We start from the raw sequence: 15,301 nt of genomic DNA, 5'->3' as shown, positions 1-15,301 counted from the left end.
GCGCAATAATGATTTCATTCAGCGAATCACGCGTTTTTCAAGTTTCCACGAGGCCGACCAATGCAATCTCGGGAATTTGCGGAGACGAGCAGAGAAATCGCCCGCTGGAGTGAACCATTAGTCGCGGATCGAATATTCAGTGTCTACGAGGCCTGGTTTCGAGGACGTCGACAGATGTGGGACGCTCTGGGACGGCAGCATTGCCGCATGTGGCGCAGCCTGCTCGAGGGCGAGCCGCTCATGGCGCGCGACGCCCGCAACGATCTCGTTCTGCTCGCGCGCCGCGCCAATATAGAAGAGCGCTCGCTCGAGGCCATAGACGAGACGGTGATGGACGAGCTCTTCCGCGTTATCTTGCGCCGCTGGCAGGGCCGCGACGAGGCCCGCCTGCACGGCATGGCGCTGATGATCGCCGCCTCCACCCTGGGAGAGATTCGCCGCGCCGCCTGAGCGCCCATGCGGCCGCCCCGCTTCCTCCGCACGCCGCCTGCGCCGCGCCTCTCGCGGCCATGCCGCCCGCGCCCGCGCTTCTCGCAAATGCCGCAATCGCGGGGTTTGTAGCGCCTGTTCGCGCGCGCTTGTGGACAAACAGCGCCGCCTGCGCCGGGACGTGACGAATTTGGGCCGCTCCCTTATACTCTGCGCCGAGATTCCGACGGCGATGACGAACGCGCCGGCCTCGAGCTTCAGCTGCGCCTTTCGGAGCGCGGCCCGAGCGCCGAGCGCGACCCAAGGGATTCACGTTAGAGCGCCCGACCGCGCTCTAGAGCAGACGAAACACGAGAGGCCTTGCACATGCCGTCCTATCTCGATCTCGCCGTCACCATAGTGGTGCTGGTCTCGGGCCTGCTCGCGCTGCTGCGCGGCTTCACGCGCGAGGTGCTGGCCATTTTGTCCTGGGTGGCGGCCGCAGCGGCGGCCTACTACTTGCATCCGTTGCTCGTGCCTTATGTGAAACCCTATGTGCCGAAGGATAATATCGCCCTGCTGGCGGCGGCGGCGGTCGTGTTCTTCGCAACGCTGGTGGTCGTGTCCTTGTTCACCGTGAAGCTCTCGGACGTCATTCTCGACTCCAAGATCGGCGCGCTGGACCGCACGCTGGGCTTCCTCTTCGGCGCGGCGCGCGGCTTGCTGCTCGCCGTGGTGGCCTTCCTGTTCTATGCTTGGCTGGTGCCGGACGCGAGCCAGCCGGAGTGGATCAAGAACGCCCGCACCAAGCCGGTGCTGCAGGCCTCCGGCGACAAGCTGCGGGAATATCTGCCCGACGACATCGAGGGGTTGGTCGCCAAGATCAAGACGAAGAAGGGCGTCGGCGCGGAAGAGCCGCCGGCCGAGTCCGACGGCGACGCCGGCAAGAGCGACGCCGAGACTGCGCCCGAAAAGCGCGGCGATCTTACAAATCATCCGTCCGTCGCCACATATGGCGCGAACGAGCAACAGAAACTGGACGCCCTCGTCTCCGGGCGAAAAGCGCGCTGAGCGTGGGCGAGTGGGCGAGACGCCCGAGGAGAGAAGCGAATGAGCGGTTCGGACTTGGACGGCGGCGGCGGGCGTCCTTCCATGTCGGACGATGATCTCGACGGCGACCGGCTCCGCGAATATTGCGGGGTCTTCGGCATATTCGATCATCCCGAGGCGACGGTTCTGACCGCGCTCGGACTGCATGCGCTGCAGCATCGCGGACAGGAGGCGGCGGGCATCGTCGCCTTCGATGGCAAGCGCTTCAACTCGGAGCGCCGCCTCGGCCTCGTCGGCGATCATTTCTCGCATGAGAGCACGATCAAGCGCCTGCCAGGCAATTCGGCGATCGGCCATGTCCGCTACGCCACGACCGGCGAGACGATCCTGCGCAATGTGCAGCCGCTGTTCGCCGAGCTCAACACGGGCGGCTTCGCCATCGGCCACAATGGCAATCTCACCAACGCCCATACGCTGCGCCGCGATCTGATCGAGGAAGGCGCGATCTTCCAATCGACCTCCGACACAGAGGTGATTCTCCATCTCGTGGCGCGCAGCCGCAAGACGCGGCTGGTCGAGCGTTTCATCGAGGCGCTGCGCTCCATAGAGGGCGCCTATGCGCTGGTGGTGCTGTCCAACAAGAAGCTGATCGGCGCGCGCGATCCGCTCGGCATTCGCCCGCTCGTCATCGGCGAGCTGGACGGCAAATATATTCTCGCCTCGGAGACCTGCGCGCTGGACATCATCGGCGCGCGCTTCGTCCGCGACGTCGAGAATGGCGAGGTCGTCATCATCTCGGAGGAAGGGCTGGAGAGCGTCAAGCCTTTCCCGCCGCAGGCGATGCGTCCCTGCATCTTCGAATACATTTATTTCGCGCGTCCCGATTCCATCGTCCACGGCCGGCCCGTCTATGAGGTGCGCAAGGCTATGGGCGCGGAGCTCGCCCGCGAGCGGAGGATCGAGGCGGATGTCGTCGTGCCCGTGCCGGATTCCGGCGTGCCGGCGGCGCTCGGCTATGCGCGCGAGTCGGGCATTCCCTTCGAGCTCGGCATCATCCGCAATCATTATGTCGGCCGCACATTCATTCAGCCGACGCAGACCGTGCGCGAGATCGGCGTGCGCCTGAAGCACAGCGCCAATCGCTCCGTCGTCTCCGGCAAGCGCGTGATCCTGATCGACGATTCGATCGTGCGCGGCACCACCTCGGTGAAGATCGTGCAGATGATGCGCGACGCCGGCGCGCGTGAGGTGCATTTCCTCATCTCCTCGCCGCCGATCACCAATCCCGATTATTACGGGATCGACACGCCGCAGAAGGAGAAGCTGCTCGCCGCGACGCATACGCTCGAGGAGATGCGGCAATATATCGGCTCGGACAGCCTGGCCTTTCTGTCGATCAACGGCATCTACCGCGCCATGGGCGAGGAGAAGCGCGATCCCGTGCGGCCGCAATTCACCGACCATTGCTTCACGGGCGACTATCCGACGACGCTCACCGATGTGACGGAGGAGCGCGTGAGGACGCAGCTGTCGCTGCTGGCGGAGGCGAGCTGAGCGCATAGATTGCCGGAATTGCGCTGGCGACGAGCGCGCGGCTCGTCACGCGCGATTTCGCGGATCTCGACTCAGAGATGACGAATCCTCGGAGCGAATGCGCGCCTGCGGCGGCGCAAATCGCCGCCCCCGAAATTCGGGGGCGGCGCAGCCGATTATTCACCAGCTGTATTTCAGCCCGCCCTTGCCGCCATAGCTGCGCGTCAGATCCGAAAACTCGCCCTGGAAATCCACGAAGAGCGCGAGCCGATCTTCGAGATAGAGCTGCGCGCCGGCCTTGATCTGCGCGAGATTATAGGCCTCCCGCGGACCGAAGACGGAAAAGCTCGCCCCCGGCAGCGCGACCAGCGTATTGGTCATGCGTCGCTGCGGGAAGAACTCATGCACCCAAGCGACGCTGCCCGTGGGCGTGACGCGCCAGCCATTGTCGAGGCGGAAGCTGTCGGAGAAACGCAGGCCGAGGAAGGTCGGCAGCGAGGTCGTCGATTGGCCTCTATTCGTCAGCGCCAGCGGGCTCGCCGGATTGAGGCCCTTCTCGGTGAAGGCGTCGGATTCGTAGAAGGCGACCTCCGCCGCGGCGAAGGGCGTCAGCTTCATGCGGCCTATGTCATAGCCATGGCCGATCTCGCCACGCGTGCGATATTCGCGCGAGGAGAAATCCGCCGTGAGCTTGTCATAGGGCAGGAAGCCGAAGCCGCCGGCCGTGCGCGTCGTCGAATTCTGGAAGACGCTGAAAGTCTCGCTCAATTCGACATAGGAACGGCCGAAGAGACGGCTCGTATAGACGCCGCCGTGGAAAGCGGTGATCTCGCCGCTGCTCTGCTGCGACGCGACGGAGAAGTTCGATGAGCTGCCGCCCGCCGCGACGCCGATGAGCCAATCGGGATCGATCTGATAATCGAGGCCGATGATTCCGCCATAATAATTGGCCTTGGCGGAAGGCGCGCCGAGGCCGGCGTCCGCCGAGGTGTCCACCGCGCCGCCGAAGAAGGAGCCCCAGGCGCGCCAGGTGCGGGTGAAGGCCGGCGGGCTCTTCACGACGATGGGGCCTTTGCGCGATTCGAGCTTCGTATAGTTGAGCGCGCCGGCGACGCTCTCGCGCGAGGTGATTCCGGTGACGTCGCTCATCTCGCCGGAGCGCCAGAAGGCGGCCTGATCGGCGATCGCCGAGCTCGCCAGCGCGCCGACATGGATCGCGGTCGATTGCGCGCCCGCGAGGCCGGCGCCGCTCAGCGTGTCGAAGCTCGCTTGCGCGCCCTGCGCCGTCTGCAGATAGAGCGTGTTGAACAGGCTCGCGCCCGCTGCGCCATAGGGGCCAATGCTCGCCGCCGTCAGCGCATTGGCCACGGCGCGCTGATTGGCGCTCGCCGCCACCGCGCCGAAGGCGAGATCATTGCGGTTCAAGCTCAGATAGACATTATTCGCGTCATAGCCGAGCCGCGGCGTCAGAAAGGCGAGATTGGTTCCAACGCTGGCGAAGCTCCCCGTAACGCCGCCCTGGGCGTTGAGGATGGTGTAGGCCGTGCTCGGCAGATAGAGGCCGGAGCCGGCGAGAACATTCACCGAGCCGTTGAGCGCGGCCGTCCCCGTGACATTGGTCCGATCCGCGAGCAGCGGCGTCGCGCGCACCGAATAGATCGAGCCCGGCTGGAAGGCGAGCGCGCCTTTGACGGTCAGCGTCCCGATCGTGTCCACAGCGCCGGGCGCGAGCGTTCCGCCCGAATTCACCGTCACATTGCCGACCGTGCCGGCGCCGGCGAGCGTGCCGCCCGCATTCACCGTGCTCGCCGAGACGATCGAGCCGGCGACTTCCAGCGTGCCGCCATTGACGATGGTCGGCCCCGTGTAAGTGTCCGCTCCGGTGAGCGTCAGACGGCCGGTTCCATTCAATGTGAGGCCGCCCACGCCGGAAATATCGTTGTTCCACGAATCCTGAGCGTTGAAGCCGCCGAGCGCCGCATTCATCGTCACGGAGACCTGCGAGCCGAAGGAGCCATAGCCATCCGCGGCGGCGAAAAGATTGAGCCGCGCATAGCCCGAGCCGTCGTCGAGCGGCTGGCCGGAAGCGAGCTCCGTCGTCGCCAGCACGTCGCGCAGCTGCGCGGTGGTGAGATAGGGAAAGCGGCTGGCGATCAGCACTTCCGCGCCGACGGGAACGACCGGCGCGAGATTGGTGGCGCCGACCGGCGAGAGGCCATAGGTCAGCCAATAGGTGTAATTGGCCTTGTCGGTCGAGATGCTGCTGAAGCGATCCGTCGCCGATGTCGTCGCGCAAGCGGCGACGCCGCCCGAGCATGTGCTCAGCAGCGCGCGAAGATCGCTCTGCGCGGCGGCAAAGAGAGCCGGGAAGTCGCTGGTCGTGGTGATGGTTCCGCCGAGCAGCCCCGGCACGGTCCGATTGGCGTAATCGGGATTGCCGTTCAATATCTGCACCAGATCATAATAGGTCTGGATGCGCGCGCCGATGACGTCCAGCGGATAATGCGCGCCGAGCACGATGCGGCTGTTGCCGAATTCGGCTCCGCGCGTGATGAGCTGCTGATAGCGCTCGGGAACCATGATCGCGAGCAGCAGGCTCGAGGTGAAGCCATAGGTGGAGTGGCCGCTCGGGAAGGAGGCGTTGCTCTTCAGCGTCGGAATGACGGCCTTGGCCGTATCCGTGCTGACGCCGAAATAGTCATTGGCGACGAAGGTCTGAATCTGCGTCGGCGCCACCTGCGCCGGACGGCTGTCGCCCACGGTGTTGGCGTTGGCGGGCAGCGGATTATAGGCCTTGTCATAGACATTGAACTGGCCGCCGGCCGGCAGCGAGACGCCGACCGCCTGATGCGCCGGATTGCCATCCGTGCTGCCATTGGCGAAATAATTCTTGGTGAAGGCCGAGTCGCCCGCCGTGATCAGCGTGTTGATCTGGGTGAAGAGGCTGGAGAAATTCGTCGACAGGCTCGTCGCGGTGAAATTGGCCGCGACGGAGTCCTTGGTCGCGAAAACGGCGAAAAGCTTGGAGCCGAGGCCGTCCGCCACCGACATGCCATTCTGCATGGAGCCGACGAGCGAGGCGATCGTATTGTCGGAAATCGCCTGCGCCCGCACTGCCGCGGAAGAATTATTGTTGATGCTGATCGCGGTGGCGAGATTTTGATTCAGAACAGTGACGCCCGCCGGCGTGTTGCCGAGAAGGCTGAAGCCGGAGAGCAGATTGGCATTGGCGATATTGGTCGCCGATTGCGCCATGGCGGCATTAGGCGCAATGCCGAAGGCGCCGGCGAACGCCGCCGAGGCCAAGAGACGTCGTTTCATTTTTGCGGCTCTCCTCATGAACTTAGCTGGAACTTTGCTGTTCGCTTGCCCCTATTGCTCCTTCGTGTATGCCTGATGACATCGCGGCCGAGACACCGCGGCCCCGCTCTTGCTTCGCACGCGATCGGAAAGGCCCTCGATGACGCCCGAAGCAGACGACAAACGCCTCTACGCCCCCGCCGCCGCGCGCAATCGCGGACCGATCCTCGACGTGCTGCGCGAGGAGCTGCCTGCGGAAGGGCTCGTGCTGGAGATCGCCAGTGGCACGGGCGAGCATTCCGCGCATTTCGCGGCGCATCTGCCGGGCCTCGTGTTTCAGCCCACGGACCGCGACGAAAGAGCGCGGGAGAGCGTCGCCGCCTGGGTCGCAGCGATGGGGCTTCCCAATCTCCGCGCGCCGCTCGCGCTGGATGCGACTCAGCAGCCTTGGCCGGTCACGCAGGCGGATGCGATCGTCTGCATCAACATGATCCATATCTCGCCTTGGGCGTCGACGGAGAGCCTCTTCGCCACGGCGGCGGCGATGCTGCCGGAGGGCGCGCCAGTCTGCCTCTACGGCCCCTATAAGCGCGGCGGCGCCCATACCGCGCCGAGCAATGAGGAGTTCGACGCCAGCCTGCGCGCCAACAATCCCGCCTGGGGCGTGCGCGACATAGAGACGGTGATCGCCTGCGCGCAGAAAAACGGGTTTTCCGAGCCGCGCATCGTGGAGATGCCGGCCAATAATCTGACCCTCGTGTTTCGCCTGCTCCGTGCTAGATAGGCGCTCATGACAGCGCCCGCCCGCGAGCTGATGACGATAGCGGACTTCCTCGCCTGGTCGGAACGGCATGAGGAAGGCCGTTATGAGCTCGTCGATGGCGAGATCGTCCCCATGCCGCGCGAGCCGTCGGAGCAAGTGGCGGCCAAGGGCAAGATCTGGCGCGCCATCGCCGAGGCTCTGGCCCGCGCCGGCGCGCCGTGCGAGGCCTATGTCGGCGGCCTGGGCGTCGCAGTGGATGCGCAAAATGTCTATGAGCCCGACATTCTGGTGAATTGCGGCGCTCCCGTCGCAACGGAAGACATGCTCGCCCCCGCCCCTATCGTCGTCGTCACGGTTCTCGGCCCCTCCTCCGATACGAACGACGAGAGCGTGAAGCGGGAGGGCTATTTCCGTGTGGCGAGCCTCGCCCATTATCTCATCGTCGATCTCGCCCGCCGCGCCGTGACGCATTGCCGCCGTGACGGCGCGGCGGCGTCGCGAGAAGAGACCGTGACCGAAGGGTCGATCCGGCTCGACCCGCCGGGCCTCGACCTCGCGCTGAAGGATATTTTCGCATGACTCTGGAAGGCCGCGTCGCCCTCGTCACCGGCGCCTCGCGCGGCATAGGCCGCGCGCTCGCCGTCGCTCTCGCGCGCGAGGGCGCGCATGTCGTCGCGCTGGCGCGCGGGCAAGGCGCGCTCGAATTCCTCTATGACGAGATCGTCGGCTTCGGCGGTCAGGCGACCATCGTCCCGCTCGACGTCACCGAATTCGACAATCTCGACCGGCTCGGCGCCTGCATTCACGAGCGCTGGAAGAAGCTCGACATTCTAGTCGGCAACGCCGGCCTGCTCGGCCCGGTGACGCCGCTTCCGCATGTCGATCCGCCGCAATGGAGCCGTCTCTTCGACGTGAATGTCACCGCCAATTGGCGGCTCATTCGCGCGATGGATGTTCTCTTGCGCTCGTCCGATGCGGGACGCGCGGTGTTCGTCACCTCCGGCGCGGCGCATCGCATCAAGCCCTATTGGGGGCCTTACGCCGTCACCAAAGCGGCGCTGAACGCGCTCGGCCGCACTTACGCCGCCGAGACGCAGAACACCTCACAAGTGAAGGTGATGCTGGCCAACCCCGGCCCGCTGCGCACGCAGATGCGCGCCGCCGCAATGCCGGGCGAAGATCCGATGACGCTGCGCACGCCCGAGGAATTGGCGCCCAAGCTCGTCGCTCTGTGCCGCCCGGATTGGACCGAGACAGGCAAGCTCTACGACTTTCCGACCGACAGCATCATCGATTTCGCGTGAGCGCCCGAAAGGCGCCCACGCCACTCCGCCTCACCCTCAGCGGTGATGGTAATGATGATGATGATGATGATGATGGTGGTGGTGATGATGGCGGTGGCAGAAATGGCCGTGATGGCGGCCGTGGCGACCGACCGGCTCCGGCGCGTAGCGCAGGCTGAGATGGCCGACGCCAGCCGAGAGAATGAGACCCGTATTCGCCTCGACCGAAATCGGCTGCAGCGTCACAGTGTCATTGGAGCCGCCGACGAGAACCGAGCCGCCGCCGCCGACGCCGAGCGCGAAAGAGCCATGCGCGCCGACATAATCGCCGGCGAGAGCGCCCGGACCCGTGGCGCCGCTCGCCGCCACAACGCCCCAGGCGAGCTCGCCCGGACCGCCGACGCCGATCACCGCGCCGACATTGGTGACGCTGCCGACATAATGGACCGGCGGCGCGCCGCTCTCATCTTCGAAAAGACAATCGACCGTGCGCTCCTCGACGACGATGGCGACCTTGTCGCCGGAGAGCTTGCACTCCAGCACGCCGGCGCGGCCATGCGCCGAGGCGGAGACCGGCGCGAGCGTCGCCAACAGAGCCGCGACGCCGACCGGAGCCGCCGCCAAACGAAACAGAGACTTGAGATAAGCCGTCATAGTCACCTCCCCATTGTCGCCGCGCCCCCCGCCCTCTGCGGGAAAACATGCGCGGCGCTTTCGAAAGCCCGTCTTGTGCTTCGCCGTCACATAAGGACAGAGAAGGCCCTCTGAAAGTGCGTCCCCGCACAGGGCCGCGCTCGCCCTTGCAGCGCGGGCTTTTTCATCCGATCTTAGCGGCCGGGGCGGGAGCGATCGGAGAGGAAAAACAAGCGTGTCGCAGGCACTTCCCGTCGTGATCGAGCGGCCGATGACGGAGGCCGACCGCGCCGCTCTGCAAGCGGCGGTCGAAATTCTGGAGCGCGAGAGCTTCGCCGAACGGCTCACCGCGCTGGCCGGACGGCAGATCGGCTTCGCCGGCCGCATCATTCCGACGGCGCTGCAGGAAGTGGCCGCGAGCGCGACCCGCCGCGGCATCAAATCGGCCCTACGCGTCGCGATCTCGAGCCTCGATCCCGCCGCCCCGGCGCGCGACGCCTCGCGGCTGCATCTGCGCCTCGCCGCGGCGAGCGGCGCCATCGGCGGCGCCATCGGCCTCGCCAGCCTGCCGATCGAGCTGCCGGTCTCCACCGTGATCATGCTGCGCTCGATCGCCGACATCGCCCGCAGCGAGGGCGAGGACCTCGCCGATCCAGAGTCGACGATCGCCTGCCTGCAGGTCTTCGCGCTCGGCGGCCATGCGGAGGAAGGCAATATCCTAGAGGGCGGCTATCTCGCCATTCGCGGCCTGCTCGCCAAAACGGTGAGCGACGCCGCGCATTATGTCGCCGCGACCGCGGTCGCCGACGAGACGGCGCCGGTGCTGGCGCGGCTCATCGCGCAAATTTCGACGCGCTTCGGCGTCGTCGTCTCGCAAAAGGCCGCGGCGCAAGCGGCGCCCATACTCGGCGCTCTCGGCGGGGCGGCGGTCAATATCGCCTTCACACGGCATTTCCAATCACTGGCGCGCGGCCATTTCACCGTGCGGCGATTGGAGCGCGCCTATGGCCGCGAGATCGTCTTCGGCGAATATGCGCGAATGGCCGGACGCGCGGCGTCCGCTTGATCGGCGAGTAGCGAATAGCGAGTAGAGCTTCTTACTATTCGCTATTCGCTATTCGCTATTCGCTACTTCGCCACCTCGACCGGATGCAGCGCGCGCCAGAGATTTTCCACCTGGCTCAACGTGCCGATATTGGCCTCGTTCTCCTCGAGCAAAATAGCGTCGGCTTCTTCCGCGCTGGCGCGCAGCTCGGCGAGATCGGCCGGCCGCCGCTCGCCATTGCCGGTCTCGCCGGGCGCGGTGTGATAGCGGACGAGATCGAAGTCATCATTGGCGAGCCGCATGGAGAACCAATAATCGATCTGCGGCGGACAAGGCGCCGCGGCGAGCGAGACGATGATCTCGCGCACGAAGCTGCCGCCGAGCGCGAGCAGCTTTGGCGCGCGCGCGCATTGCGCCTTCGCGTCGGGCGCGCGCAGAATGGTCGCGACGGGATAATGCGGATCCGGCCAGAGAAGATTGAGCAGATCGAGCAGATCGCGATCCGTTCCCAAAGCGACATTGTCGCGACGCCAGTCGAAATCGAAGCGGCCGAGGCCTGCGTCCGCGCCGATGAGTTGCGTCGCCTCGCGCGTCGCCAGCGCCGCGCCGAGCAGATTCCAATGCGTGCCGCCACGCGGGAAAAAGTCGATGTCGAAATCCTTTTTGCGCGCATCGAGCAGCGCCGACGAATCGACGAAGCGCAGCCCGCGCGCCTCTAGCGCCGCGCGATAGGGCGCGAGCTTGTCGATGGTTCCACGCGCCTGCGCAGGACATTTCATTCCGGCGGGAAAATATTGCGGATATTGCGAAGCCTTGGACGGCGAGATCACATAGGCGAAGCCTTTTCCGCGCGCATGGGCGGCGGCCTCGTTCTCGGCGACGCGCTGCGCCCAGCGCGTCAGCGTCGCCTCGCTCGGCGGCGCGCCGCGGCGGCAGAATTCGTCGATATAGAAACGCTCGAACAATTGCCCGTCGCGCCCGATGACGAGGCCCGGCGCCCCCGAGGCGCCGAACAGCGAATAGAGCAGCTGATTGCGCGCGCGCACGGCGAAGGGAAACACCGGCAGCGATTGCGCGAGATTGTCCGAGAAGCTCTTCTGCGTCTCGCCGGAGAGGATTTTCGCGAGCGAAACCTCCGTCGGCGCCGGCTTGGCGACGCCGGCGAGCGGATTTGCGCTGCGCAGCCGCAATTTCGGATAGTCGCGCTCGACCGCGTAATTCCAAAGGCTCGCGAGAAAGAAGAATAGGACGGCGCCGGCGGCGGCGTAGATGGGCGAGCGATGCAGAAGCGTGCGGCGCATCGTCAGAACCGGAAATAGATGAAGGGCTTGAACGGATCGGCGAGCCCCTTGCCAACGGCGCAGACAAAGAGCAGCGCGAGAAAAGCGTTGAGCGCAAAGGCGTGACGCTGCGCCAGCAGGCTCGAGGAGAGCCTGTCGCCGAAGGAGAGATAGAGCCGCTGCGAAACACAGATCGCCGCCGCCATGGCGAGCGCGACGAAATGATAGGCGGGAATAGCGATCGGCTCGGCGCCGCCCGCGAAAGGCCGCGCCATTGCGAGGTAGAAGGCGCCCGCCTGCTCGAGGGAAGAAGCGCGAAACACGGTCCAGCCGATCGTCACCACGACGAACGTCAGAAGATTGGCGAGGAAGACCGGGCGGCGCTTCAGCCAATCGAGCAGGAACAGCCGATCGAGCACCAGGAAGAGGCCGTTATAGGCGCCCCAGGCGACATAGGTCCAAGCCGCGCCGTGCCACAGGCCCGAGGCGAGGAAGCAGAGCCAGAGATTGACCTGCGTGCGCGTTTCGCCGCGCCGATTGCCGCCGAGCGGAATGTAGAGATAGTCGCGAATCCAGGAGGTGAGCGACATGTGCCAGCGGCGCCAGAATTCGCTGACGCTCGCCGCCACATAGGGCATGTCGAAATTCTCCTGCAGCCGAAAGCCGAACATGCGCGCGAGGCCGATCGCCATGTCGGAATAGCCGGAGAAATCGAAATAGATCTGGAAGGTGAAGAACAGCACGCCAGCCCATGCGTCGAGAAAGCCGATGCGCGACGCGTCTTGCGAGAAGACGAGATCGGCGCCGCCGGCGAGCGTGTCGGCGATGAGCAGCTTCTTGCCGACGCCGAGCATGAAGCGCGAGAAGCCCTCAGTGAAATCCTCGCTCGTCGCATGGCGGAATCGCGCCAATTGCTCGGCGATATCGTGATATTTCACGATCGGCCCGGCGAGGAGCTTGGGAAAGAAGAACACATAGAAAGCGTAGAGCGAGAGGCTCTGCGCCGGCGCGGTGGCGCCGCGATGCACATCGACGAGAAAGGTGATCTTCTCGAAGACGATAAAGGAGACGCCGATCGGCAGAGCGACCGACGCGAAGGCGAGCCCCGGCATGGTGAGCGCGCGTAAGATCACGTCGAGATTGGCGACGAGGAAGCCCGCATATTTGAAATAGACGAGCAGGCCGAGATTGGCGGAGACGCCGAGCGCGAGCCAGAGCTTGCGTGATTTATGCTCGGGCGGAAGCGCTGCTATGCGGCGCGCGATGAAGACATCGGCGAAAGCGGAGCCGAGCACGACAAAGACGAAGAGCGGCTCGCTCCAGGCGTAGAAGAAAAGGCTCGCCGCGAGCAGAATGGCGAGGCGCGCGCCGCGATTGCCGCCCACGAGCAGATAAAGGCCATAGACGGCGGGAGCGAAGAGAAACAGGAACAGCGGTTCGTAAAAGAGCATCCTCTCGTCCGCGGCCCTTTCCCTCGATGACGACTGCGTCTTAGCAGAGTGGCGGGGCGCGAACAATCCATCGCCCTAATGCCGAGCTCACGCTCGCTTCGTGACTTAAGCCACATCGGCGTCGCGCCCCCTCCTCCTAGGATCGAAACAGCTCGGCGAGATTTGGCCGAGGATTTCGAAGGAGAGGACCATGCCGCGGGGGATTGCCGACGTCGTTTCAGAACATTCGCTCACCAACAAGGGTCTGGCGACGATGATGCACATCGTCTTCGCAATGTGGCAGTCCGGCTACGAGCCCGAAGATTATAAGACGCTGCTCGACCGGCAGGATCGCGAGATGCAGGGCCGCCTGCGGCGCGCCATTGCCGGCGGCCTCGTGGAGCTGAATGCGGCGATCGAGCTATTGGACGGCGCGGAAGGGCTGGTCGCCCTATTCGCCAAGCATTCCTCCGGCACGATCTACAGCGCTCTGCTGAATGATCTGCAGCAGGAAAAGGCGAAGCGAGAACAGGCGGCGGTGACGATACAGCGCGCCTTCCGCAGCCACCAGGTCGCTCAGCGCCAGCAGAGCCTCGGCGTCAGCGGGGTCATGGCTTGCACGGCGCGGCAGATTCCGATCGCCGAGCTGACCGCCGTCGAGAAGCGGCTCGTGGGAATCCTGCAGCAGCTGCATCAGGAGGCGAATGAGGCCGCGACAAATGCGGCCGACAAGAAAATCGGCGAGAGAAACCGCGCCGCGAAGGCTGCGGTGAGAGCGGAAAAGGACGTCGAAACCTATTTCAAAACGCTCGAGCAGCGCGTCCAGCGCCGCATCCTCGAGAAAAACGCCGTCGCCGTGTTTTCGACGGCGCTGCCGCAGACGAAAACCCATCAGATCGCTCTTTTCAACGCCGCACATGCGGAGCCGTTCAACGCATCGAGCTTCCTCCTCGCGGTCGACAGCTTCTTCTCCTATCGAACGACCGGCGTCGATGCGCTCGCCTGCAGGGCCTATGCGGATCATTGGCTCGCTATGCTGCCGAAATGGAAGATGTTGGAAGACACCGCCAAGCGCAAAGCCTATGCGAAGCTCTGGTGCTGCGAGGCCGACAAAGCGGCGAAGCTCGTCAAGATTCCCTCCGCCCATTTGGACGTGCTGTTCAAGCAGACGACTATTCCGGCTTCCACGATATTGACGGCCTGCGAGCCGTTCTGGGAAAATCTGCACCGGCTCAAGGTCGAGAAAATCATCGGCATCGTCTCGAGGTGCCAATCGAACGGCGTGGGCGTTGCGCCGCTGCAGGTCTTTCAGTTCATGGCGGATCATTGGAGCGAGAGCGAGCTTCCGAAATTCATCGCCCGCAACAGCGAGTTCGCCGTTTGGGCCGTCAAATATCAGACGAGCTGGCCCTGGACGTTTCTGAAAAAGTTCAAATTCGAGACTCTATCGACCGCCAATGATGGCAAGCAGTTTCCCAATGGATTTCATCCGCGCTTCAGGACCTACGCCCTCCACCACTTTATGACGCGCCACACCTACGCTTGTTTCGACCCGAAAAAATACAAGGAGGCGCCGCTCGCCGAGCGCACTGGGTTCTTCGACGAGGGAGCCACGCTACAAAGTGTCGGCCTGCTGTTGCAGAACGTCATCGGAACCGTCGATGTCGGCAGTCAGCCCGGCGGACGACGCTACATAAACTTAAATCAAGAGCGCTATTGCTTCGGTTACAGCGGCGCGCATGTGAACCAATTCTACCGATGCACCGAAGGCGAAACGACTTGGACGAGAGAGCAGCTGCTCCAGCTCTGCAGCATTCTCGATCCGCCGGCGGAGATGGCGGTGAGCATCGGCTGAGCGGCCTCGGCAGGCGCGAGCGGTGACGCGCGGCTGGCGCTTCGCCCGCGGGGCGCTATCTGCCTCCGCGACGCTCGCCCACCGGAGGCCGGGATGGATCTCGACTATCTCGTCTCGGCCTTTGTGACGCTGCTCGTCGTCGTCGAGCCGCTCGGCCTCGCGCCCGTCTTCGTCGCCGCGACCTCCGGCCTCGAAGCGCGGACCAAACGCGCAATCGCCTTTCGCGCCAGTGTTTATGCGCTCGCGATTCTGGCGGGCTCGGCGCTGATCGGCCAGCGCCTGCTCGGGGCCATGGGCATTTCCATTCCGGCCTTCCGCATCGCCGGCGGATTTCTTTTGTTTTCGATCGCCTCCGAAATGGTCTTCGGCGTGCGCATACAGCGCGACTCCAAGGCGGCGGAAAAAGCGCTCGCCGAGCATGTGCACAATATCGCCGCCTATCCGCTGGCCATTCCGCTGATGGCCGGCCCCGGCGCGATCACCGCGACCGTGCTGCTGGCCAGCGACGCGCATGGCAGCGTGACGCTGATCGCGACGCTGATCACGGTCATCGCCGCCATCATGACGATTTGCTTGGTCTTCTGCCTGATCGCGGGAGAGGTGGCGCAATTCTTCGGCACGGCGGCCAATGTCGTGCTCACGCGCTTGCTGGGCGTTCTGCTCGCCGCCCTCGCCGTGCAATTCGTCGCCGATGGCGCGCGGGCGTTTCTGCAGGGGTGAG

At 64.8% G+C, this 15,301-nt stretch carries 13 protein-coding genes; 9 read left to right on the top strand and 4 right to left on the bottom strand.

Going from position 1 to position 15,301, the window contains the following annotated elements; all coding sequences use genetic code 11:
* The first annotated feature begins 174 nt into the window (after nt 1-174).
* The 3 genes from A1351_RS00695 to purF all read left to right on the top strand — a co-directional run bounded on the left by A1351_RS00695 (nt 175) and on the right by purF (nt 3,012).
* Complete coding sequence (locus tag A1351_RS00695) at nt 175-450, top strand: hypothetical protein (RefSeq protein WP_024880626.1); 276 nt, start codon at nt 175-177, stop codon at nt 448-450.
* Between the two features lie 345 nt (nt 451-795).
* Nucleotides 796-1,479 (top strand): CvpA family protein, encoded by a 684-nt coding sequence (locus A1351_RS00690; protein WP_024880627.1) that lies wholly within the window; start codon nt 796-798, stop codon nt 1,477-1,479.
* 39 nt (nt 1,480-1,518) lie between these two features.
* On the top strand, nt 1,519-3,012 hold the full coding sequence (purF, locus tag A1351_RS00685; RefSeq protein ID WP_024880628.1) for an amidophosphoribosyltransferase: 1,494 nt from the start codon (nt 1,519-1,521) through the stop codon (nt 3,010-3,012).
* Nucleotides 3,013-3,171: 159 nt separating this feature from the next.
* Here purF and A1351_RS00680 read toward each other — a convergent pair whose 3' ends face one another.
* Nucleotides 3,172-6,312 carry an autotransporter domain-containing protein gene (locus A1351_RS00680; RefSeq protein ID WP_064031899.1) on the bottom strand — a complete coding sequence of 1,047 codons (3,141 nt, stop codon included), beginning with the start codon at nt 6,310-6,312 and terminating at the stop codon, nt 3,172-3,174.
* A gap of 139 nt (nt 6,313-6,451) precedes the next feature.
* Here A1351_RS00680 and A1351_RS00675 point away from each other — a divergent pair, with 139 nt between their 5' ends.
* Genes A1351_RS00675 through A1351_RS00665 form a run of 3 tightly spaced genes read left to right on the top strand, consistent with a single transcriptional unit; the run spans nt 6,452 to nt 8,358 of the window.
* Complete coding sequence (locus tag A1351_RS00675) at nt 6,452-7,075, top strand: DUF938 domain-containing protein (protein WP_024880630.1); 624 nt, start codon at nt 6,452-6,454, stop codon at nt 7,073-7,075.
* A 6-nt stretch (nt 7,076-7,081) separates the two neighbouring features.
* Entirely contained in the window at nt 7,082-7,633 is a 552-nt protein-coding gene (locus A1351_RS00670; protein ID WP_064031898.1) for a Uma2 family endonuclease, read from the top strand.
* Nucleotides 7,630-8,358 carry an SDR family NAD(P)-dependent oxidoreductase gene (locus A1351_RS00665; RefSeq protein ID WP_024880632.1) on the top strand — a complete coding sequence of 243 codons (729 nt, stop codon included), beginning with the start codon at nt 7,630-7,632 and terminating at the stop codon, nt 8,356-8,358. Before A1351_RS00670 ends, A1351_RS00665 begins: the two co-directional genes overlap by 4 nt.
* 36 nt (nt 8,359-8,394) lie before the next feature.
* Here the strand turns inward: A1351_RS00665 and A1351_RS00660 are convergent, their stop codons facing one another.
* The gene (locus A1351_RS00660) at nt 8,395-8,991 is read right to left on the bottom strand and encodes a DUF992 domain-containing protein (RefSeq protein WP_064031897.1); all 597 of its coding nucleotides are present in this window, start codon (nt 8,989-8,991) and stop codon (nt 8,395-8,397) included.
* 250 nt (nt 8,992-9,241) lie between these two features.
* On the opposite strand from A1351_RS00660, the gene A1351_RS00655 reads away from it, so the two are divergent.
* Nucleotides 9,242-10,036 (top strand): EcsC family protein, encoded by a 795-nt coding sequence (locus A1351_RS00655; RefSeq protein WP_064031921.1) that lies wholly within the window; start codon nt 9,242-9,244, stop codon nt 10,034-10,036.
* Nucleotides 10,037-10,098: 62 nt separating this feature from the next.
* On the opposite strand, the gene A1351_RS00650 is transcribed toward A1351_RS00655, so the two are convergent.
* Together A1351_RS00650 and A1351_RS00645 are read right to left on the bottom strand one after the other, a co-directional pair.
* Nucleotides 10,099-11,316 carry an alginate O-acetyltransferase gene (locus tag A1351_RS00650; protein ID WP_064031896.1) on the bottom strand — a complete coding sequence of 406 codons (1,218 nt, stop codon included), beginning with the start codon at nt 11,314-11,316 and terminating at the stop codon, nt 10,099-10,101.
* 2 nt (nt 11,317-11,318) lie between these two features.
* Nucleotides 11,319-12,746, bottom strand: a complete 1,428-nt coding sequence (locus tag A1351_RS00645; RefSeq protein WP_064031895.1) for an MBOAT family protein — start codon at nt 12,744-12,746, stop codon at nt 11,319-11,321.
* Between the two features lie 190 nt (nt 12,747-12,936).
* On the opposite strand from A1351_RS00645, the gene A1351_RS00640 reads away from it, so the two are divergent.
* Nucleotides 12,937-14,580: a hypothetical protein gene (locus tag A1351_RS00640; RefSeq protein ID WP_064031894.1), complete on the top strand. Its 1,644-nt coding sequence runs from the start codon at nt 12,937-12,939 to the stop codon at nt 14,578-14,580.
* 93 nt (nt 14,581-14,673) lie between these two features.
* On the top strand, nt 14,674-15,300 hold the full coding sequence (locus A1351_RS00635; protein ID WP_064031893.1) for a MarC family protein: 627 nt from the start codon (nt 14,674-14,676) through the stop codon (nt 15,298-15,300).
* The last annotated feature ends 1 nt before the right edge of the window (nt 15,301 follow it).

Origin of the sequence: Methylosinus sp. R-45379 (assembly GCF_001644125.1) — a bacterium.
Taxonomy (GTDB): Bacteria; Pseudomonadota; Alphaproteobacteria; order Rhizobiales; family Beijerinckiaceae; genus Methylosinus.
This window is presented reverse-complemented; position numbering and strand designations above follow the sequence as displayed.

Bases quoted from the DNA above. Each gene is read 5' to 3' on its own strand.
- A1351_RS00695 (WP_024880626.1), top strand. From the start codon at position 175: ATGTGGGACGCTCTGGGACGGCAGCATTGCCGCATGTGGCGCAGCCTG.
- A1351_RS00690 (WP_024880627.1), top strand. From the start codon at position 796: ATGCCGTCCTATCTCGATCTCGCCGTCACCATAGTGGTGCTGGTCTCG.
- purF (WP_024880628.1), top strand. From the start codon at position 1,519: ATGAGCGGTTCGGACTTGGACGGCGGCGGCGGGCGTCCTTCCATGTCG.
- A1351_RS00680 (WP_064031899.1), bottom strand. From the start codon at position 6,312: ATGAAACGACGTCTCTTGGCCTCGGCGGCGTTCGCCGGCGCCTTCGGC.
- A1351_RS00675 (WP_024880630.1), top strand. From the start codon at position 6,452: ATGACGCCCGAAGCAGACGACAAACGCCTCTACGCCCCCGCCGCCGCG.
- A1351_RS00670 (WP_064031898.1), top strand. From the start codon at position 7,082: ATGACAGCGCCCGCCCGCGAGCTGATGACGATAGCGGACTTCCTCGCC.
- A1351_RS00665 (WP_024880632.1), top strand. From the start codon at position 7,630: ATGACTCTGGAAGGCCGCGTCGCCCTCGTCACCGGCGCCTCGCGCGGC.
- A1351_RS00660 (WP_064031897.1), bottom strand. From the start codon at position 8,991: ATGACGGCTTATCTCAAGTCTCTGTTTCGTTTGGCGGCGGCTCCGGTC.
- A1351_RS00655 (WP_064031921.1), top strand. From the start codon at position 9,242: ATGACGGAGGCCGACCGCGCCGCTCTGCAAGCGGCGGTCGAAATTCTG.
- A1351_RS00650 (WP_064031896.1), bottom strand. From the start codon at position 11,316: ATGCGCCGCACGCTTCTGCATCGCTCGCCCATCTACGCCGCCGCCGGC.
- A1351_RS00645 (WP_064031895.1), bottom strand. From the start codon at position 12,746: ATGCTCTTTTACGAACCGCTGTTCCTGTTTCTCTTCGCTCCCGCCGTC.
- A1351_RS00640 (WP_064031894.1), top strand. From the start codon at position 12,937: ATGCCGCGGGGGATTGCCGACGTCGTTTCAGAACATTCGCTCACCAAC.
- A1351_RS00635 (WP_064031893.1), top strand. From the start codon at position 14,674: ATGGATCTCGACTATCTCGTCTCGGCCTTTGTGACGCTGCTCGTCGTC.